The sequence below is a fragment of the Bradyrhizobium sp. LB11.1 genome (assembly GCF_040549385.1).
Lineage (GTDB): Bacteria > Pseudomonadota > Alphaproteobacteria > Rhizobiales > Xanthobacteraceae > Bradyrhizobium.
The window spans coordinates 68,066-87,097 of the sequence record NZ_JBEPTH010000006.1 but is presented as its reverse complement, the minus strand read 5'-3'; the positions used below and the strand labels follow the sequence as shown (position 1 = coordinate 87,097).

Below are 19,032 nucleotides of genomic sequence, written 5' to 3'. Positions count from 1 at the left end.
GGGCTAGGCTTGCTGACGCAAAGCGGCAGGCAAGTCCTGACGGTGCGACCAGGAGATATAATAGGCCACCGCCGTCATCGCCGCGAAACCGGCGAGGCTCACGCCGATCTGCATCACCACCAGATTGGCGCCGGTGATCAAAATGAGATGCCCGGCGAAGGACAGGAATACGCCGACGCAGAACACGGCGAGCCATTCCTCGCCGCATTTGATCACCATCTGGAGCGGCTTCCATTGCAGCCCCGGATGGTCGGGCGGGATGAGGTGGGTCGCGATGAAAGCGAGCGCGAGGAAATGGATCACGCGATAGGGCGCGAGGTTTTCCTTGTCGGTCGGAGAGATCCCGTTGAGCACGACATCGGGCAAATAGGCGGACAGTACCGGCGAATGGCGCATCAACGTGATGGCCATCGCAGACACGAGATAGGCGCCCGCCAGCACGCGGAGCCAGGGCAGGTCGAGCAAGGCACGGCCTGACGCGCCGGTGACGGCGAACCAGCCGCCAAGCACCATCAGCATCTGCCAGCAGAACGGATTGAAGGTCCATTCCTGGTCGGGATAGGTATGAAAATTCCAGCCGAACCAGCGTGCGGCGAGATACAGTGCGATCGATGCGGCCAGAGTCAGGTTCGGACGGCGCAGCAGACCCCAAAGCGCGAACGGGAAGAACGCCATCAGCGGAATCATCAGCTGCAGCAAGTCGAGGTTGAGCGGTTCCTCCTGAAGCACCAATCCCTGGACCAGGATGCGCAGCGGGTGCTCGAGAATACCGGAGATATTGTATTCGCTGATGATCTCCGGCGCCATGGATTGCGAGGCAACATAGGCGATGGCGTCGATATAGATCACGAACAGCACGACATAGGCGGCATAGAGCCGCCAGACGCGGCGGAAGATGCGCGTCGCGGCGACGACATAGCCGCGCTCCAGCGCCATCTTGCCGTGGATGATGGCAACGCCATAGCCGACCACGAACACGAACAGGTCGGCAGCGCCGCTGAAGCCGAAGTTGCGCAGCGTCAGCAGGTTGACGACATTGTTCGGGATGTGGTCGACGAACACCGACCAGGTCGCAATGCCGAGCGTCAAATACAGCCTTGCGTCGTGGTGGAATGCGGCGAGGTTCGCCCTGACAGACGGCTTCATTGCCCAATTATTTCAGTTGGAATCAGGGCGATGCTTTTAGCGGCAACCGCCACCCTATCCGAGTAGCGTTTGCGTGAAGGAGGATGGATTCACCGGGCCTGGCGAAAAATTGCGCAGAGGCGGGCTGCCGAATTCCCGCAAGCCTGCTCGTCCGGCCGACAGCGCAACTTTCTTAATCTGGTCCCATCCTTATTCGGCCGGCTCGGCCGAAGTCTCATCCGCACCGCCGGCGCGGCTTGCCATGATTCCGAGAGCGACGCCGCCGATGGCCAGGATCGGCAACAGCCGCTTGACGCCGATGGCGCGCACGATCTGCAGGCCCGTGGCGAGCAGCATGGGATCGGCCAGCATGCTCGGGGCCGCCTTCGCGGCGCGCTCGGCGGCGATGCGGGCGCGTGTCCGCATCTCCCGCTTGTAGCCCCAATAGCTTCCAGCGGCGGCAAGCGTCAGCAGGAAGAAGATGCCGGCGCCCGCAAGACAGGCCTGCACGGGGCCGTATTTCTCCAGCACCGCGATGAAGGCCGCCGCGCAGAGGAAGCATGTAGTGATGAACAGCGCGAGCGCTGCGCCCGCCGCCAGCGAGGTCAGCCGCATGGTCGTGCCTGTCGATGCGCTGATGCCGTCGATGATGCGCTGAAACACGATCTTGCTCCTCAGATCCCCACAAGCCAATTCGTCACGAGCCGGTCGCGGCGGCAGAGGCCGTCGTGAACTTAAGCCCAATCCTGCGTCCTAGCGGCGCCAGGCGATGCCGATCAGCAAGCCGATGCCGAGCGCGATGCCGACGGTCGCGAGCGGCCGCTGCGTGATCGCGTCTTCCAGCGTCTCCTCGATCGAGCCATAGGCGTCCTGCGCCGCGCCCATCATCGCGCTGCCGCGCTCCGAGAAGTCGTCGAGCGTCGAATCCATGTTGTCGCGCGCCTGCTTGTAACCGCGCCGGGCCTGTTTTCCCGTGGCGTTGGCGAATGTGTTGAGGGCGTCAGTGATCTGGTCGGTGAGGGCGGCGATATCGCTTTTCACGGCTGCTACATCCTTCTCGAGGCGTTCTGCGGTGGCTTTGTCGGTCCAGTCTCTCATCCCGGTTTCGCCATTGGTCATTGACATCTAGGGGCTCCAAAACTGTGGGCGGCGGAGATAGCCGGAAAACGTTTCGTCTTCGGGTAAGTTCCGTTTGCGGCAGCCGTCATGCCTGCGGCAGCTGCGGCGAATTCTCCGGCAGCAGATGCTCCTTCAGGATCAGCCCGACGATCAGCAGTGGAGACGACAAAAATGCGCCCATCGGCCCCCATAACCAGGTCCAGAAGGCGAGGGCGATGAAGACGGCCAACGCATTTAGTGCCAGCCTGCGGCCGATGATGGTCGGTGTGACGAAGTGCCCTTCCAGGAAGGTGATGCCGCCGAAGGCGATCGCAGCGACCAGACCGCCGCCGATGGTCGGGAAGGCCACGACGCCGACCACGGCCAGCACGACGAACATGGCGACCGGCCCGATGATCGGGATAAAGTTGAGCGTCGCCGCGAGCGCGCCGAGGCCGGCTGGATTGGGCATGCCCGTGACCGCGCAGACGAGGCCGGCCGCGATGCCCACGCCGACGTTGATGATGGTCACGGTCAGGAGGTAACTGCCGAGATGGACCTCGATCTCGTTGAGGATCCGCAGCGTGCGCAGTCGCGCATCGCGTTCGCCAAAATTCATGATCATCGCCCGCCGCAAATCGCGCCAGCTCGCGATGAACAGGATCAAGGTCGCGAAAAACAGCAGGAATTCGGCGAAGGTCGGCGACAGGAATTCCAGTGTCGGCTGCACCCATTCGAATTTGGGCAACTGGAGGCTCGGCAGCCCTTCGGAGCCACCCACCATGGTTTGAAGCTCTCGCCACAGCGCCAGGGGGCGGTCAAAGACGTGCATCTTGTCCTTGAGCTGCGCACCCAGCTCGGGCAGGCGCGAACTCCATTCCATGGCAGGTGCGGCAATCAGCGCGAACACGAACGCGACCAGCGCGGTTACTGCGACCACGATCAGAACGGCGCCGACTGAACGCGGCACTCGCCGCTTTTCCAGAAAGGTCGCGGCCGGCGACAGCATGGTGCCGGCGACGATAGCCATCACGACCGGTAGGAAGAACGCCTTGGCGACATAAAGCACCGCGACAATTGCGATCAGGAGCAGACCGGCGAGCGCAAAGGCAACGAACTCGGTGCGCCGGATCACCGGCGGCAGTTCGGTATGGCTGTCGGGAAGCGGAGTACCCTCGTCTTTGCCGGAAATCAGACATTCACTGGGATGGACGCGCACGATCTCTCTCCCCGCACGGAAGCCTCCGCGCGCCCATTGATGATGGGAAAACGCCCCGGGGGCGCCGGGGTTCCATCGCGGCTTCGTGAAGTTGTGCTCGCTTGACTGTGACGTGTCTGCATCAAACGAGCGCGGAACTTGAGTCGGCCTCACTGCGTTTGTTGGGAAGCCGCATCACCAAGATGCACGCATCCCACGGGGCAGCACATGACAAAGTCCTCTGAAGTTCGTCGCAGCTTCTCGCCGCGCGTCGTCACCGCTTTTGCCTTTGCGACAGCTTTACTGACCGTGCCGTTCGCGGCTCAGGCGCAAACGCCTGGCTATGCGCCAATGCAGCCGCAGACATATCCGCAGGGCCAGACTTATTCGCAGGGCTACACCACCGATGCCCCGCAAGCCGAAGATGAGGACGCGGCGCTGCCGGATCGGCTGCGCCGGCAGATCGTGAGCTTCGATCGCAACGAGCCGGCCGGCACCATCGTCATCGATACCGCCAACACCTATCTCTACTATGTGCTCGGTAACGGGCGCGCCATGCGTTACGGCGTCGGCGTCGGCCGCGAAGGATTTACCTGGGCGGGCGTGCAGAGCATCACCCGCAAAGCGGAATGGCCGGATTGGCATCCGCCGGCAGAGATGATCGCGCGGCAGCCTTATCTGCCGCGCTTTGTTGCCGGCGGCCCCGGCAATCCGCTCGGTGCGCGCGCGATGTACCTCGGCTCCAGCGAATACCGTATCCACGGCACCAATGATCCCACCACGATCGGCAAGTTCGTCTCCTCCGGCTGCATCCGCCTCACCAATGAGGACGTCTCCGATCTGTTTAACCGCGTCAGCGTCGGCGCGAAGGTCGTGGTTCTGCCGAAGAATGCGCCGCTGATGGCGAGAGGCGGTGATCCCGTGCGCAAGCGGCCCGCCGTGACGACGCTGCACTCTGGGCGCCAGGCGTTGAATGTCTCGACGTCGTCGGTGGACTAGGAGGTGAGTGAGGTCACATGATGAGACGTTCGATCAGCAAATTGGCTTGCGGAACGGCTGCGTTCGTCACGATCGCTGCCCTCGGCCTCGCGCTGGCGCCTCCGGCCCATGCGGAGGACTTCTTCTCGGCGCTGTTCGGAGGCTTCCGGGCCCGGTCCACGCCTGAGATTCGCATGCCGTTCCCGAACGACGACATGCCGCGCTACGATGCGCCGCGCCAGCGTGCGTCCTATGGCGGCGGCACGGCCTATTGCGTGCGCGGCTGTGACGGGCGTTATTTCCCGGCGCAAGGCACTGACGCCGAGAGCAAGGCGCAATCCTGCAAGAGCTTCTGCCCGACGTCAGAGACTTCGCTGGTCTACGGCAGCAATATCGACGACGCCACGACCGACAGCGGCAAGTCCTATTCCGACCTGCCGAACGCCTTCCGCTATCGCAAGGAGATCGTTTCCGGATGCACCTGCAACGGCAACGACCCGGTGGGTCTCGCGTCGCTCAAGGCTGAGGACGATCCGACCTTGCGCAAGGGCGATATCGTTGCGGGTAGCGACGGCCTCGTCGTCGCCAACCGCAATGCCAACAATCGCCGCGGTGTCGCGATGAACTTCTCGCCGTTGCCGGACAAGGTACGCGCCAAATTCCACCAGGTGCCGGTGGTGGCGAAGGAGTAGGCGGCGTGCCCTACGCTGCGCGGATCTTGCCCAGAAAATCGCTGACCTGATCGCCAAGCTGGTTGCTCTGGGTCTCCAGCATCTCGGAGGCGCTCTTCACATTGTCCGCAGCCGAGGCTGCAGCGTCCGCATTCGCTTTCACGCCAGTGATGTTGTCGGACACGTTTTTGGTGCCTTGAGCGGCATATTGCGTGCTGCGCGTGATCTCCTGCGTGGCCGCGCCCTGCTCCTGCACGGCGGCCGCGATCGCGGTGGCGACTTCATTGACCTCGCCGATGATGCCGCCGATGGCCTGGATCGCGTTGATGGCATCCCCCGCGACCTTCTGGATGTCAGCGATCTGTTCCGAAATCTCCTCGGTCGCCTTCGCTGTCTGGCTCGCCAGCGATTTCACCTCAGAGGCGACGACCGCAAAGCCACGACCGGCTTCGCCCGCGCGCGCGGCCTCGATCGTGGCGTTGAGCGCAAGCAGATTGGTCTGCGCCGCGATCGTGTTGATGAGGCCGACGACCTCGCCGATGCGGCCTGCGGATTGCGCAAGGCCCTGCACGGTGCCGTCGGTCTCGCGTGCCTGATTGACGGCGCGGCTGGCGATGCCCGCGGCATGCGCCGCCTGCTGGCTGATATCATTGATCGAGGCCGAAAGCTCCTCGGCGGCTGCCGCGACGCTCTCGACGCTGGTGGAGGCGTCGTTGGAGGCCTTGCCGGCGACCTCGACGCGTTCATTGGTCTGGCGCGACACAGCGGAGAGATCGACCGAAGTCTTGCGCATCTGCCCCGACGCATCATTCAACTCGCCGAGCGTCTTGCGCACTGTGCCCTCGAACTCCCCGACATAGGCTTCGACCGCGCGCTGCCGTGCGGCCGCGCCGGCATTGCGCTCGCGCTCCTGCTCCTCGATCTTGAGCTTGTCGATCGCTTGCTGCTTGAAGGTTTCCAGCGCGCCGGCAAGCGCGCCGATCTCGTCGTTGCGATCGAGATAGCCGCTGTCAACGCCGAGATCGCCGCCGGCAACCTTGAGCATCGCGTCGCGAATGGTGTTGAGCGGAGTGATGACGCGGCGGCTGACCAGCATGATCGCGCCGACGGCCAGGGCGATGGCAAGCGCCAGCAGCACCAGCTGCACGGTCAGCGCGCGCTGCGCGGCGCCGCGCTGATCCAGCGTATGAGCTCGTGCCGCGTCGAGGGCGCCTTCGGCTACCGCGACCGCGCTCGCCATGCGGCCGACCGTGAGCGGGCTCCATTGGTTGGCGGTCATCTCGGCCTTCTCGCCCTTGGCCAGCGTGTCCGCGAGGCGGTCACGCAATGTCAGATATTGCGGCTCGAAATAGGCGGTCTTGGCCGCGGCCATGGCGGAGGCGAGCACCGGCGGCAATTGCATGCCCGAGGTCGACAGTTCCAGCGCCTTCCACATCGCGCTCGTGCCGCCGACATATTGGGTATAGTTGTAGCGGCCCTCCGGCGTGATCTTGCCGGCGGCAAGCCCCATTGAGACGATCAGCGAGGCCTCTCCGGCCGTGTTGCGCAGCAGCCAGGCGTTCTGCTTGATCGACAGCAGCTGGTCAATCTCGGCGTCCTGGTGGTTGACGGTCGCGGCCAGCGTGTTCCCAAGATTATCGAGGACGTCGAGCAGGCCTTGCGTGGTCTCCATATACTCCTTGGTCAAGCCCGCGCGACGCTTGTCCTTCGGCTTGGCCACGCTCTCCCAGAACTCCTTCTGCTCATCGATCAACAGTTTGTTGAGGCGCGCGAGATCCGGCACCAGTGTGCCGGATCGTGGGAAGTCCATGCTCGGCAACAGCTCGAGCGCGCGTGCCATTGCTGGCATCTGCGCATCACGTAGCGCGCGCAGATACTTCTCGATCTCGGAGTCCATCGGCTCGGTGGCGTTCAGCAGCCGCGAGGTGGTCGAGCGATCGGTGCGCAGATTGTGCATCGCCTTGAACAGATCGGCGGAGGCGTCGGCGATCGCCGAGATGCGGTTGGCGGTCTTGAGGCGGTCCCAGGACTCGTAGGCGGTGAGCGACAGTGCGATCACCACGCAGATCGACGTGATCGCAACCACTGCCTTCAGCAGCGCGGACACGGTCAGACGATTGAGCATCGAAGTCCCCCAAATTCCTATTTCGAAGTTCGGCAGAGACGCCCCCGGCAGAATCGAGAAAAAGGGGGGCGGCAGCATCGGCAATTACATACCGTTCGCGACACGTCGGCCGTACGGTTTCGATATCTGAAACGAAAAGGGTAAAGTTTTAAGCAGACGGCCTGCCGGTAGAAGTACGTATTTACTAGAAGTTGCAACGGGTTGCCTGAGTGGAACCAGCACGAGAGATGGACGTTGGGATGCCGGTAGCAATTTGCCTGAAGGGGGCCTTGCAATGTTGGTCGGCGTACTCGTCACCTTTCTCGTCATCATCCTCGTTCTTTATCTTATCAACATGCTGCCGATGGACGGTCGCGCCAAGCAGATCGCGCGCGTCGTCGTCATCATCATCGGCATCGTGTCGCTGCTGAAATATCTCGCGGTGTTTTAGCGGGACGATTGGGTCTCGTAGCCCGGGTGGGGCGAAGAGAAGTCCGGCTCTTGCCCGAAGCAACGCCGGTCCCGGATTGCGCTTCGCTCCATCAGGCTACTTGTGCCCAACAAAAAAGCCCCGGCGAGCCGGGGCTTTTGGTGTTCGAATAACCGGGCTCAGCCCGCCGCTTTCGCCTCCCGGCGGCGCGCGGTGAGGATGTATTCGGTGTAGCCGTTCGGCTGCTCGCGTCCCTTGAAGATGAGGTCGCAGGCGGCCCTGAAGGCTGTGCCGTCGAAGGCGGGCGCCATCGGCTTGTAGATCGCATCGCCCGCATTCTGCTTGTCGACGACGACGGCCATGCGCTTGAGCGATTCCATCACCTGCGCTTCGGTGATCACGCCCTGGTGCAGCCAGTTGGCGAGATGCTGGCTGGAGATGCGCAAGGTGGCGCGGTCTTCCATCAGGCCGACATCGTGAATGTCAGGCACCTTGGAGCAGCCGACGCCCTGGTCGATCCAGCGCACGACATAACCCAGAATGCCCTGACAGTTGTTGTCGATCTCCTGCTTGACGTCGTCGGGCGCCCAGTTCGACTTCGACACCGGAATGGTGAGGATGTCCGAGAGTTTTGCGCGCGGGCCGCCCTTGGTCAGCTCCTGCTGGCGCGCGGTCACGTTGACCTGGTGGTAGTGCAGCGCGTGCAGCGTTGCCGCGGTCGGCGAGGGCACCCAGGCGGTGGTGGCGCCGGCCTGCGGATGGGCGAGCTTCTGTTGCAGCATGTCCGCCATCTTGTCCGGCGCAGCCCACATGCCTTTGCCGATCTGGGCATGGCCGGGCAGGCCATCGATCAGGCCCATGTCGACGTTCCAGTCTTCATAGGCCTTGATCCAGGCCTGCGCCTTCATCTCGTTCTTGCGGATCATCGGACCCGCTTCCATCGAGGTGTGGATCTCGTCGCCGGTGCGGTCGAGGAAGCCGGTGTTGATGAACATGATGCGCTTGGAGGCGCGCTGGATGCAGGCCTTGAGGTTGACGGTGGTGCGCCGCTCCTCGTCCATGATGCCGACCTTGAGCGTGTTCTCCGGCAGCCCGAGCATCTTCTCGACGCGGTCAAAAGTCTCGCAGGTGAACGACACCTCGTCCGGGCCGTGCATTTTCGGCTTGACGATATAGGCAGATCCCGTGCGGCTGTTCTTGACCTCTGAGTTGCCCTTCAAGTCATGCATGGCAAGCAGGCCCGAGACAGCGGCATCGAGCAGACCTTCGGGGATTTCCTCGCCCTTCTCGTCCAACACCGCATCGGTGAACATGTGGTGTCCGCAATTGCGCAACAGCAGCAGGCTGCGGCCGTGCAGCTTGACCTCGCCGTTGTCGTCTGGCGTCTTGTAGCTGCGGTCGGCGTTGAGCGAGCGCGTCAGCGTCTTCCCGCCCTTTTCAAAGTCGGCCGAGAGCTTGCCGTTCATCAAGCCGAGCGTGTTGCGATAGACCAGCACCTTGTCTTCGGCATCGACCGCCGCGACCGAGTCTTCCATGTCCAGGATGGTAGAGACCGCGGATTCCATGACCATGTCGGCGACGCCGGCCGGATCGTCTTTGCCGATCGCGCTGCTGCGGTCGATCTTCACTTCGACATGCATGCCGTTGTTGACGAGCAGCACCGCGCTCGGTGCGGCCGCATCGCCCTGGAAGCCCGCGAACTGCGCGGCGTTCTTCAGAGCGGTGGCGTTGCCGCTCTTCAGCTTCACCGCGAGCTGTCCTGCGACGATGCTGTAGGCGGTGACGTCGGTGTGGCTGCCGGTCGCGAGCGGGACGGCGGCGTCGAGGAAGGCCTTCGCCTTGGCGATCACCTTGTCGCCGCGCGCCTTGTTGTAGCCCTTGCCGCTCTCGGACGGATCGTGCGGGATCGCGTCGGTGCCGTAGAAGGCGTCGTAGAGCGAGCCCCAGCGCGCATTCGCGGCGTTCAGCGCGTAGCGTGCGTTGGTGAGCGGCACGACCAGCTGCGGACCGCAGATCTTGCCGATTTCATCGTCGACGTTCGTGGTCTCGACCTTCTGCGTCGCGGGCTCCGGGACGAGATAGCCGATCTCCTTCAGGAAGGCGGTGTAGGCGTCGAGGTCGAACGCCTTGCCCTTGTTGGCGCGGTGCCAGTCGTCGATCTTGGCCTGCAGTGAGTCACGGAAGGCGAGCAGCGACCGGTTCTTCGGACCCAGCTCCTTGATGATGCCTGCCACCCCGGCCCAGAACGCATCCGGCGCGATCCCCGTTTTCGGGGCGGCTTCCTTGGCGATGAAATCGAAAAGGACGGGGGCGATCTTCAATCCGTGGGCGTCGACGCGTTTCATGATGGTCTTTCTTGTTGGAAATGGCTGTTTTTGGCTGCTTTTGACTCGACAGCAGCAAAATGCGCCCACGCGGGGCCGCTTTCGGGGCTCTATTAGCCCCAAAATCGGGGCGGTGAGAAGACCCCCAGCGGGTTGTCAAAATGTCAAGGTGAGGTGGAGCGGCGCACACCGGTGTCATTCCCCGCGAAGGCGGGGAATCCAGTACGCCGGGGCTTCTCCGTATCCCAACGCTGTCTCTGGAATACTGGGTCGCCCGGTCCAGCCGGGCGACGGCAGCGGGAAATAGGATAGCCTCAAATATTCGCGGCGAGATCCACGAGTTCGTCGAACAACACGCCCGATGACTTCAGCATCTGCTCGATCTCGTCTGCCGCCTCGGCAACCGTCCGTGCCGCCGTGTCGATCACGAGCTCGGCGGCTTCGGGCTGCTCGTAGTCGTTGCCGATGCCGGTGAACGAGGCCAGCGCGCCGGCGCGGGCTTTCTTGTAGTGGCCCTTGGGATCACGCTCTTCGCAGACCTCGGCCGGTGTCGCGACATGGATCTCGCGGAACGCGGTGTCGGCGATGCGGCGTGCGGTGGCGCGATCCTCGCGGGCGGGCGAGACCGCCGCGACGATCGCGATGTGGCCGTTGCGGGCGAGATGTGTTGCGACTTCGGCAAGCCTGCGAATGTTCTCGCTGCGGTCGGCGGTGGAAAAACCGAGATCGCTGTTGAGTCCGGCACGCACAGTGTCGCCGTCGAGCAGGATCGGCGAGCCGCCATTGGTGAACAGCCGCCGTTCCAGCGCCTTCGCCAGCGTCGACTTGCCGGAGGCGGGAAGGCCGGTGAGCCAGACCACCGCGCCGTGATGGCGATAGCGCGCGGAGCGCTCGTCCGGCCGCAGCGCGGACTCGACCGGAACGATATCGACCGGCACGGCACGCTGGCCGGCATCGACCGACAGCACGAGACCGCCGCCGGCGATGCGCCCGGACACCTCGATGACGAGACGGCCGGTGCGCGGATTCTCGGTGTAGGGATCGGTAGCAATCGGGCTCGAAAGCGAAATGTCGATCTCGCCGACATGGTTGCGTCCGATCGCCTTGTTCTCGCGGCTCTCGAGCTCGCCCGGATCGACCGCCTTCTCGATGGCAACCACGGTGGCGCGGCTTTCCTTCGGCCCGCAGCGGACCAGGAGCTGGTCGCCCTTCGCGAGCGGCTTGTCGTGCAGCCAGAAGATGCGCGCGCGCAGCCGCCGCGTCTCGCGCGGAGCGGCGTTGGCGTGCGCGATGATGTCGCCGCGCTCGATGAACAATTCGCGGTCGAGCGTGATGCCGACCGAGCGACCGGCGCCCTGCCTTCCCGCGACCGGCGTCGCCGGCCAGTTCTCGACCGTCTTGATCTTCGCGATCTTGCCGGCGGGCATGATCACGATCTCGTCACCGGCAATCAGGCTGCCGGATTCGATGCGGCCGGCCACGATGCGGCGGTCGTCAAACTTGTAGATTGCCTGCACCGGCAGGCGCAGCGCCAGCGCTTCCAGCGGCCGCGCCGGCTCGAGCCGGTCGAGCGCCTCGACCACGGTCGGCCCCTTGTACCAACCGATACGATCGGTGCGTTCGGCGACGCCGTCGCCGTCGCGCGCGGAAATCGGGATGATTGCGGCCGGCGTCACGCCGAGGCCATTGAGGTGTGCAGAGATCTCGTCGCTGATCTCCTTGAAGCGCAGGTCCGAGAAATCGACGCGGTCCATCTTGTTGACGACAACAGCGACCTGCTTCACGCCGAGCAGATGCAGGAGATAGCCGTGACGGCGGGTCTGGTCGCGTACGCCTTCGAGCGCATCGATGATCAGCACCGCGCCATCGGCCTGCGAGGCGCCGGTGATCATGTTGCGCAAAAATTCAGCGTGGCCGGGCGCGTCGATCAGGACGATGTCGCGCGAATTGGTGCGGAAGCGGATCTGCGTGGTGTCGATGGTGATGCCCTGGTCACGTTCGGTCTGGAGCGCGTCGAGCAGGAACGACCATTCGAACGGCATGCCGCGCCGCGCACTGACGGCTTTGAGCATTTCCAGCTTGCCGTCGGGCAGGCTGCCGGTCTCATGCAGGAGGCGGCCGACCAGCGTCGACTTGCCGTGGTCGACATGGCCGACAATGACGATGCGCACTTGAGGTCGCGTCGTGCCATTTGGCATCGATGTGGTGCCGTTCGGCGTGGCAGGCGAAGCGGGGGTGACGATCATGTTCATGCGACGCTCGCGTCCTTGATCAGAGATAGCCGGCGACGCGCAGGCGCTCGAAAGCGTCCTCGGTCTCGTGGTCGAGCGCGCGTCCCGCACGCTCCGGCACCTTGGTCTGCTCCAGCTCGATCAGGATCTCGTCGATGTTCGACGCCGTCGAAGCGACCGGATTGGTGATGTCCTGATCGCCCAGCGAGCGATAGCGCTTGCCGTTTTGCGAGAGGTAGAGCGGGATGATCGGGATGTTCTCGCGCTTGGTGTACGCCCAGATGTCGGACTCGGTCCAATGCAGGATCGGGTGGATGCGTAAGTGCGCGCCCTGCGGCGGCGACGCGTTGAAATGATCCCAGAACTCCGGCGGCTGGTCGCGCACGTCCCAATTGCCTTCCAGACCGCGCGGCGAGAACACGCGCTCCTTGGCGCGCGTGGCCTCCTCGTCGCGGCGGATGCCGGCGATCAGGCCGTCAAAGCCGTATTTGGCCAGCGCCATCTTGAGGCCTTCGGTCTTGCGCGCGGCGGAACGGGCGGCCGGCGGCAGCGTTGGGTCGACGGCATCGATGGGCGGGCAGGGCTCGACGCGCAAATCGAGCTCCCATTCTTTCCCGTAATGATCGCGGAACCGGTACATCTCCGGAAACTTCTTGCCGGTGTCGACATGGAGGGCCGGGAACGGCAGGCGGCCAAGGAACGCCTTGCGCGCCAGCCAGATCATGACGTTGGAGTCCTTGCCGAGCGACCACAGCAGGGCGATCTTCTTCAGACGGGCGAAGGCCTCGCGGAAGATGTAGATGCTCTGGGCTTCGAGCTGGTCGAGATGGTCCATGCTCGGGGCAAGGTCAGCAGAAAATTCTTTCGCGGGCACGCGCTCGGCCAGCGCAGGGCTGCTCGGTCCATTTGCTACGGAATCGTCCTTGAGAAGATGCATCTCTGCCACTTTGCGTTTGGAGGCGAAAATTCTATAGTTGCAGTGCAGAAGAGAAGAAAAAATTTTCTCTTTGCGCGCTCGAAACGACACATATATAGAAAATAATTCCAGTCAACCCCGGATGTGGGGGAAGCGAGTATCGCATGCGGTTCTTGCCGGTGTTCCTCGATCTCAGTAACGGCCCGGTGGTCCTCATCGGCGCGGGTGAGCTTTTGCGCGCAAAATTGCGCGTGCTCGCCGCTGCCGGTGCGCGCATTCGTGTGCATCCGATCGACGGCAATCAGGATCTGGGTCCGAGCTCCGAGGATGCGGCCCGTATCGACATCGCGACGGGCGATCCGCTTACGGCCGATCTTGCCGGCGTCATCGCCATTGTCTGCGCGGGCGCGGGCGATGTCGGTGTGGCGATGGCGGCGCGGGCGAAGTCGCTCGGTCTGCCCGTCAACGTCATGGACGATCTCGAACATTCCAGTTTCATCTTCCCGGCGATCGTCGATCGCGGCGATGTCGTGGTCGCGGTTGGTACCGGTGGAACCTCGCCGGTCGTGGCGCGGCGCGTGCGCGAGAAGATCGAGGCGCTGCTGCCGGCGCGCATCGGCGAACTCGCTGAGTTCATCGGCGGCTTCCGCAAGTCCATCAACGAGCGCATTGCCGAGTTTCCGCTGCGCCGCCGCTTCTGGGAACGCGTCATCGACGGTCCGATCGGCGCCGCCGTGTTGGCCGGCCGCAAGGGCGAGGCAGACACAGCGCTCAAGGCCATTGTCGATCCGTCCGCGTTCGCGCGTGCCGACAAGCCCGAAGGCTCGGTCGCACTGGTCGGCGCTGGCCCCGGCGATCCCGATCTCCTGACCATCAAGGCGCTGCGCGCGTTGCAGGATGCCGACATCGTCTTCCACGATGAGCTGGTCTCGCCCGAAATTCTCGACCGCATCCGCCGCGACACTACGCGCGTTGCTGTTGGCCGCCGTGTCGGCAAGCCCGGCATCGGCCAGGACGCCATCAACAAGCGCATGATCGAGGCCGCGCTATCAGGCCAGCGCGTCGTGCGGCTGAAGGGCGGCGATCCCTTCGTGTTCGGCCGCGGCGGCGAAGAGGTGGAAGCGTTGCGCGCCGCCGGCATCGCCTATTCGATCATCCCCGGCATCACCGCAGGCCTCGGCGGCGCCGCCGATTTCGAGGTGCCACTCACTTACCGTCACGAAGCGACTCGCATCACCTTCCTCACCGCGCACAAGGCCCGCGACGCAGAAGCCGTCGACTGGTCGACGCTGACCGATGCCAAGATGACCGTCGTGGTCTACATGGGCATGAGCGCTGCGCCCGCCATTCGCGCCGGATTGTTTGCCGCCGGCCGTTCGCCGGAGACGCCGGTCGGCGTGTTCGCCCGGGTCACGCGTCCCGACGCGGAAGGCGCGATCGGCACGCTGCGCGATCTGCCCGAGCTCGTGAAGCGGACCAATGGCGGTCCCGCCATTCTCATCATCGGCGACGTGGTCCGGCATGCCGGTTCGCTTAGCCATCAAGCCCCCAAGAAAAACTCAACTCAAACCATCTCTGACTTATTGGATGCAGCCGAATGACCTCCCCGCTTGAACAGAAGAAGATCAAAATCGCCGGCCCCTCGGTCGTGACGGCCAACCGGACCTGGGACGGCATCGTGGTTTACCGCACCGCCGCCAAGAGCTGGTCCGCGGACCTCTCGGAAGCCGCGATCGTGCGCAACTCGGACGAGGCGAAGGCGTTGCTTGCGGAGTCGGTTGCCGATGACGTCGGCGCGATTGGTCCCTATATCGCTCCGGTGCAGGTCGGCGCAGACGGCAAGATCGAACCCGGCAATCTGCGCGAACAGATCCGCCGCACCGGGGTGACCATCGGACAGCCGGTCCAGGCTTAAGGCATTCTCTTATGTACGCTTACGACGAAATCGACCGCACGCTTGTCAACGAGCGCGTCTTGGAGTTCCGCGACCAGGTGAAGCGCCGCCTCTCCGGCGAGCTGACCGAGGATGAGTTCAAGATCCTGCGGCTTCAGAACGGCGTCTATCTGCAACTGCACGCCTACATGTTCCGCGTCGCGATTCCCTATGGGACGTTGGCCTCGAACCAGCTGCGGGCGCTCGCCCATGTCGCGCGCAGATACGACCGGGGCTACGGCCATTTCACCACGCGGCAGAACATCCAGTTCAACTGGATCAAGCTCGCCGAGCTGCCGGATGCGCTGGCCGATCTCGCCGAGGTCGGCATCCATGCGATGCAGACCTCCGGCAATAACATGCGTAACGTCACCTCGGACCAGTGGGCCGGGGTCGCGCCCGGTGAGATCGAGGACCCGCGGATCTGGTCGGAGCTGATCCGCCAGCACACCACGCTGCATCCCGAATTCTCGTTCCTGCCGCGCAAGTTCAAGATCGCGATCACCGCGTCTGACCATGATCGCGCTGCGATCAAGATCCACGACATCGGATTGAAGCTGATCAAGAACGAGAAGGGCGAGACCGGCTTTGAGGTGCTCGTCGGCGGCGGTCTCGGCCGCACCCCGTTCATCGGCAAGACCATCAAGCACTTCGTGCATGGCCGCGATATCCTCAGCTATATCGAGGCAATCCTGCGCGTCTACAATCAGTACGGCCGCCGCGACAACATCTACAAGGCGCGCATCAAGATCCTGGTGCATGAGCTCGGCATCGAGAAATTCTCGCGTGAGGTCGAGGACGAGTGGCAGCACATCCGCAATTCCTCGCTCCAGATCGACGACGAGGTGATCGAGGACATCCGCTCGCGCTTCACCTATCCGAACTACGAGAAACTGCCGCACATGCCGGACGAGCTGCGTCAGGCCGCGGCGGACCCGGACTTCGAGGCGTGGCGCAAGAATTCGGTGTCGCCGCACAAGGTGCAGGGCTATTCCATCGTCACGATCTCGCTGAAGCCGATCGGCGCGCCTCCGGGCGACGCTACGGCCGAGCAGATGGATGCGCTGGCCGATCTCGCCGATAAATATTCCTTCGGTGAGATCCGCGTTGGCCACGAGCAGAACCTGGCGCTGCCGCACGTCGCCAAGCGCGACCTGCCGGCGCTTTGGAAGGCGCTCGACAAGCTCCGGCTCGCGACGCCGAACGTCAATTTGATCACTGACATCATCGCCTGCCCGGGTCTCGACTATTGCTCGCTGGCCAATGCGCGCTCGATCCCGATCGCGCAGGAGCTGACGCGGCGCTTCGCCAACCACGAGCTCGCCAATCTGATCGGCCGTCTCCACATCAACATCTCCGGCTGTATCAACGCCTGTGGCCATCACCATGTCGGCCATATCGGCATCCTCGGCGTCGAGAAGAACGGCGAGGAGGTCTACCAGATCACCATCGGCGGCCGTGCCGACGAGGGCGCGGCGCTGGGCAATCTGATCGGTCCCGGTGTCAAGTTCGACGAAGTCGCCGACGTCGTCGAAGACGTGGTGGAAGCCTATCTTGCGCTGCGCGAGCGGCCCGAAGAGCTGTTCATCGACACGGTGAAGCGCCTCGGCGTCGAACCCTTCAAGGAGCGCGTCTATGCCACTCGTTAACGGTGGAAAAATCGCCGACGACAGTTTTGTCAAACTCACCGTCGACACGCCGCTGCCCGAGAGCGGCGACATCCTGGTGCCGGCGGAGCGTTTCGTCGGCGAGGCGGGGGCGCTGCTCAAGCGCGCCGGCAAGGTCGGCGTGATCTGGCCGAACAACCGCGATATCGACGAACTCGTGCCCTATCTCGGCAAGGTCGCCACGGTTGCACTGGTGTTCCCGACCTTCCGTGACGGACGTGCCTATAGCCAGGCGCGGCTGCTGCGCGAGCGCTACAACTACCGCGGCGATCTGCGTGCGACGGGCCAGATCCTGCGCGATCAGTTCGTGTTTATGCTGCGTGCCGGCTTCGATTCCTTCGAGGTCAAGAAGCAGGCCGACGCCGAAGCCTTCATGCAGACGGCGAAGCGTTACTCGGTGTTCTATCAGCCGACCGGTGACGGCCGGATCACGGCGCTGCACCGGCGCATGCAGCTGCGTCACTCCGAGGGTGTCGGTACGTGAACGCCATCGCGCCTCAAATCTCGCCCGTCTCCACGCTGCCATCGGCGGCAGAGATCGATCGCGCTTTGCGCGATGCCTCTCCTGCGGAGGTCGTCGCTGCGGCGTTAAAGGCGGTCGGGCGCGAGAACCTCGCGCTGTTGTCGTCCTTCGGCACGGAATCGGCGACGCTGCTCAAGGTGGTGGCGGATGTCGATCCGGCAATTCCGGTGATTTTTCTCGACACCGGCTGGCTGTTCGAGGAGACACTGGCCTATCGCGATACGCTGATCGCAATGCTGGGGCTGAAGGACGTTCGCTCGGTCAAGCCGGCCGAAGAGACGCTGTCGCGCGAAGATCCCGAGCGCGATCTCTGGTTCTCTGATCCCGATGCCTGCTGCCGTATCCGCAAAGTGGAACCGCTGGCGCGTGCGCTCATGCCGTTTTCGGCCTGGCTCAACGGCCGCAAGCGCTTCCAGGGCAATGCGCGCACCGACATTCCGGTGGTCGAGGACGACGGCGCGCGGTTGAAGTTCAATCCCTTCTCCAATGTCTCGCGTGAGGAACTCGAAGCGATTTTCGTCCGCGCCAAATTGCCGCGTCATCCACTTGTAGCGTCCGGTTTTCGCTCGGTTGGGTGTATGCCTTGCACCAGCAGAACGACCGAGGGCGAGGATGAGCGCGCCGGTCGCTGGCGGGGCCGGACCAAGACAGAATGCGGCATCCATACGATGAAGATTTCGTAGCACAGTCGAACTGCGCCGCTACGAACAAGGAAATCCGGTTCCGTTGACTTCGGAGCCTTTCGCCACGAGTTTCGCCTGCATGCCTTCGCCGACATTGACGTCGTCGAAGTGAATGGAGATGGACATGATGCGCCGTATCGTTCCGCTCGCTGCAGGACTTCTCGCGACCGGATTAGTAGCAAGTTTCTTGGCAAGCGCGGCTCTCGCTGCTGATATCAGTCTGCTGAACGTGTCGTACGATCCGACGCGGGAGCTCTATGTTGAATTCAACAAGGCGTTCGCGAACGCCTATCAGAAGGAGACCGGCAAGAGCGTCGAGATCAAGCAGTCGCATGGCGGCAGCGGCTCGCAGGCGCGCAGCGTCATCGACGGGCTGCAGGCCGATGTGGTGACGCTCGCGCTTGCCTACGACATCGATGCCATCGCCGGCAAAGGCCTCACCGCGGCCGATTGGCAGAAGCGCCTGCCGCAGAATTCATCACCGTACACGTCGACCATCGTGTTCCTTGTGCGCAAGGGCAATCCCAAGGGTATCAAGGACTGGGATGATCTGCTCAAGCCGGGCGTTGCCGTGATCACGCCGAACCCGAAAACATCCGGGGGCGCGCGTTGGAATTATCTGGCGGCGTGGGGCTTTGCGCAGAAGAAATACGGCTCGGCCGACAAGGCCAAGGAGTTCGTCGGCAAGCTGTTCCAGCAAGTGCCGGTGCTCGATACCGGTGCGCGCGGTGCGACCGTGACCTTTGTCGAGCGCGGCGTCGGTGACGTGCTGCTCGCCTGGGAGAACGAGGCTTACCTCGCGCTGAAGGAATTCGGACCGGAGAAGTTTGAAATCGTCGCGCCGCCGCTGTCGATCCTCGCCGAACCGCCGGTCGCGATCGTCGACAAGGTGGCCGACAAGAAGGGCACCCGCAACGTTGCAGATGCCTATCTCCAGTATTGGTACACCAAGGAAGGTCAGGAGATTGCCGCGCGCAATTTCTACCGTCCGCGCGATCCTGAGATCGCTAAAAAATATCAAAACTCCTTCGCAAAAGTCGAGCTGTTCACGATCGACGATGTGTTCGGCGGCTGGACCAAGGCGCAGAAGGAACATTTTGCCGACGGCGGCGTCTTCGATCAGATCTACAAGAACTGATCGGGCGCTGTCG

Annotated in this window: 17 protein-coding genes; 9 read left to right on the top strand and 8 right to left on the bottom strand. The window is 63.5% G+C overall.

Annotated elements, in window-relative coordinates; all coding sequences use genetic code 11:
• Nucleotides 1-3 precede the first annotated feature (3 nt).
• The 4 genes from ABIA96_RS17380 to ABIA96_RS17365 all read right to left on the bottom strand — a co-directional run bounded on the left by ABIA96_RS17380 (nucleotide 4) and on the right by ABIA96_RS17365 (nucleotide 3,442).
• Complete coding sequence (locus ABIA96_RS17380) at nucleotides 4-1,146, bottom strand: OpgC domain-containing protein (protein ID WP_354138271.1); 1,143 nt, start codon at nucleotides 1,144-1,146, stop codon at nucleotides 4-6.
• A gap of 189 nt (nucleotides 1,147-1,335) precedes the next feature.
• Entirely contained in the window at nucleotides 1,336-1,788 is a 453-nt protein-coding gene (locus ABIA96_RS17375) for a hypothetical protein (protein WP_354138270.1), read from the bottom strand.
• 90 nt (nucleotides 1,789-1,878) lie between these two features.
• Nucleotides 1,879-2,250 (bottom strand): ElaB/YgaM/YqjD family protein, encoded by a 372-nt coding sequence (locus tag ABIA96_RS17370; RefSeq protein WP_354138269.1) that lies wholly within the window; start codon nucleotides 2,248-2,250, stop codon nucleotides 1,879-1,881.
• A gap of 79 nt (nucleotides 2,251-2,329) precedes the next feature.
• On the bottom strand, nucleotides 2,330-3,442 hold the full coding sequence (locus ABIA96_RS17365; protein ID WP_354138268.1) for an AI-2E family transporter: 1,113 nt from the start codon (nucleotides 3,440-3,442) through the stop codon (nucleotides 2,330-2,332).
• A gap of 207 nt (nucleotides 3,443-3,649) precedes the next feature.
• Between ABIA96_RS17365 and ABIA96_RS17360 the strand changes: the two genes are divergently transcribed.
• Together ABIA96_RS17360 and ABIA96_RS17355 are read left to right on the top strand one after the other, a co-directional pair.
• Nucleotides 3,650-4,420 (top strand): L,D-transpeptidase, encoded by a 771-nt coding sequence (locus ABIA96_RS17360; RefSeq protein ID WP_354138267.1) that lies wholly within the window; start codon nucleotides 3,650-3,652, stop codon nucleotides 4,418-4,420.
• A gap of 17 nt (nucleotides 4,421-4,437) precedes the next feature.
• The gene (locus ABIA96_RS17355) at nucleotides 4,438-5,091 is read left to right on the top strand and encodes a DUF2865 domain-containing protein (RefSeq protein ID WP_354138266.1); all 654 of its coding nucleotides are present in this window, start codon (nucleotides 4,438-4,440) and stop codon (nucleotides 5,089-5,091) included.
• Nucleotides 5,092-5,101: 10 nt separating this feature from the next.
• On the opposite strand, the gene ABIA96_RS17350 is transcribed toward ABIA96_RS17355, so the two are convergent.
• Nucleotides 5,102-7,195: a methyl-accepting chemotaxis protein gene (locus ABIA96_RS17350; RefSeq protein ID WP_354138265.1), complete on the bottom strand. Its 2,094-nt coding sequence runs from the start codon at nucleotides 7,193-7,195 to the stop codon at nucleotides 5,102-5,104.
• A 274-nt stretch (nucleotides 7,196-7,469) separates the two neighbouring features.
• Here ABIA96_RS17350 and ABIA96_RS17345 point away from each other — a divergent pair, with 274 nt between their 5' ends.
• A complete protein-coding gene (locus tag ABIA96_RS17345; RefSeq protein WP_084292245.1) occupies nucleotides 7,470-7,625 on the top strand; it encodes a Thivi_2564 family membrane protein in 156 nt (51 codons plus the stop codon).
• Nucleotides 7,626-7,783: 158 nt separating this feature from the next.
• Here ABIA96_RS17345 and ABIA96_RS17340 read toward each other — a convergent pair whose 3' ends face one another.
• The 3 genes from ABIA96_RS17340 to cysD form a co-directional block, all read right to left on the bottom strand.
• Nucleotides 7,784-9,949 (bottom strand): malate synthase G, encoded by a 2,166-nt coding sequence (locus ABIA96_RS17340; RefSeq protein ID WP_354138264.1) that lies wholly within the window; start codon nucleotides 9,947-9,949, stop codon nucleotides 7,784-7,786.
• Nucleotides 9,950-10,242: 293 nt separating this feature from the next.
• On the bottom strand, nucleotides 10,243-12,180 hold the full coding sequence (cysC, locus tag ABIA96_RS17335; protein WP_354138263.1) for an adenylyl-sulfate kinase: 1,938 nt from the start codon (nucleotides 12,178-12,180) through the stop codon (nucleotides 10,243-10,245).
• Between the two features lie 19 nt (nucleotides 12,181-12,199).
• Entirely contained in the window at nucleotides 12,200-12,994 is a 795-nt protein-coding gene (cysD, locus tag ABIA96_RS17330; protein ID WP_354138614.1) for a sulfate adenylyltransferase subunit CysD, read from the bottom strand.
• Between the two features lie 245 nt (nucleotides 12,995-13,239).
• Between cysD and cysG the strand changes: the two genes are divergently transcribed.
• The 6 genes from cysG to ABIA96_RS17300 all read left to right on the top strand — a co-directional run bounded on the left by cysG (nucleotide 13,240) and on the right by ABIA96_RS17300 (nucleotide 19,019).
• Entirely contained in the window at nucleotides 13,240-14,676 is a 1,437-nt protein-coding gene (gene cysG, locus ABIA96_RS17325) for a siroheme synthase CysG (protein ID WP_354138262.1), read from the top strand.
• The gene (locus tag ABIA96_RS17320; RefSeq protein WP_247500134.1) at nucleotides 14,673-14,990 is read left to right on the top strand and encodes a DUF2849 domain-containing protein; all 318 of its coding nucleotides are present in this window, start codon (nucleotides 14,673-14,675) and stop codon (nucleotides 14,988-14,990) included. The genes cysG and ABIA96_RS17320 overlap by 4 nt, the downstream gene beginning before the upstream one ends.
• Before the next feature lie 11 nt (nucleotides 14,991-15,001).
• Nucleotides 15,002-16,657 carry a nitrite/sulfite reductase gene (locus ABIA96_RS17315; protein WP_354138261.1) on the top strand — a complete coding sequence of 552 codons (1,656 nt, stop codon included), beginning with the start codon at nucleotides 15,002-15,004 and terminating at the stop codon, nucleotides 16,655-16,657.
• Nucleotides 16,644-17,159, top strand: a complete 516-nt coding sequence (locus ABIA96_RS17310; RefSeq protein ID WP_354138260.1) for a DUF934 domain-containing protein — start codon at nucleotides 16,644-16,646, stop codon at nucleotides 17,157-17,159. Before ABIA96_RS17315 ends, ABIA96_RS17310 begins: the two co-directional genes overlap by 14 nt.
• The gene (locus tag ABIA96_RS17305; RefSeq protein ID WP_354138259.1) at nucleotides 17,156-17,881 is read left to right on the top strand and encodes a phosphoadenylyl-sulfate reductase; all 726 of its coding nucleotides are present in this window, start codon (nucleotides 17,156-17,158) and stop codon (nucleotides 17,879-17,881) included. The genes ABIA96_RS17310 and ABIA96_RS17305 overlap by 4 nt, the downstream gene beginning before the upstream one ends.
• 112 nt (nucleotides 17,882-17,993) lie before the next feature.
• Nucleotides 17,994-19,019 carry a sulfate ABC transporter substrate-binding protein gene (locus tag ABIA96_RS17300; protein ID WP_354138258.1) on the top strand — a complete coding sequence of 342 codons (1,026 nt, stop codon included), beginning with the start codon at nucleotides 17,994-17,996 and terminating at the stop codon, nucleotides 19,017-19,019.
• The last annotated feature ends 13 nt before the right edge of the window (nucleotides 19,020-19,032 follow it).

Excerpts from the sequence above, each read along its gene's own strand:
- ABIA96_RS17345 (WP_084292245.1), top strand. The coding sequence starts at position 7,470 with ATGTTGGTCGGCGTACTCGTCACCTTTCTCGTCATCATCCTCGTTCTT.
- ABIA96_RS17360 (WP_354138267.1), top strand. The coding sequence starts at position 3,650 with ATGACAAAGTCCTCTGAAGTTCGTCGCAGCTTCTCGCCGCGCGTCGTC.
- cysD (WP_354138614.1), bottom strand. The coding sequence starts at position 12,994 with ATGGACCATCTCGACCAGCTCGAAGCCCAGAGCATCTACATCTTCCGC.
- ABIA96_RS17355 (WP_354138266.1), top strand. The coding sequence starts at position 4,438 with ATGATGAGACGTTCGATCAGCAAATTGGCTTGCGGAACGGCTGCGTTC.
- ABIA96_RS17380 (WP_354138271.1), bottom strand. The coding sequence starts at position 1,146 with ATGAAGCCGTCTGTCAGGGCGAACCTCGCCGCATTCCACCACGACGCA.
- ABIA96_RS17350 (WP_354138265.1), bottom strand. The coding sequence starts at position 7,195 with ATGCTCAATCGTCTGACCGTGTCCGCGCTGCTGAAGGCAGTGGTTGCG.
- ABIA96_RS17315 (WP_354138261.1), top strand. The coding sequence starts at position 15,002 with ATGTACGCTTACGACGAAATCGACCGCACGCTTGTCAACGAGCGCGTC.
- ABIA96_RS17310 (WP_354138260.1), top strand. The coding sequence starts at position 16,644 with ATGCCACTCGTTAACGGTGGAAAAATCGCCGACGACAGTTTTGTCAAA.
- ABIA96_RS17300 (WP_354138258.1), top strand. The coding sequence starts at position 17,994 with ATGGAGATGGACATGATGCGCCGTATCGTTCCGCTCGCTGCAGGACTT.
- cysG (WP_354138262.1), top strand. The coding sequence starts at position 13,240 with ATGCGGTTCTTGCCGGTGTTCCTCGATCTCAGTAACGGCCCGGTGGTC.
- ABIA96_RS17340 (WP_354138264.1), bottom strand. The coding sequence starts at position 9,949 with ATGAAACGCGTCGACGCCCACGGATTGAAGATCGCCCCCGTCCTTTTC.
- ABIA96_RS17320 (WP_247500134.1), top strand. The coding sequence starts at position 14,673 with ATGACCTCCCCGCTTGAACAGAAGAAGATCAAAATCGCCGGCCCCTCG.
- ABIA96_RS17370 (WP_354138269.1), bottom strand. The coding sequence starts at position 2,250 with ATGTCAATGACCAATGGCGAAACCGGGATGAGAGACTGGACCGACAAA.
- cysC (WP_354138263.1), bottom strand. The coding sequence starts at position 12,180 with ATGAACATGATCGTCACCCCCGCTTCGCCTGCCACGCCGAACGGCACC.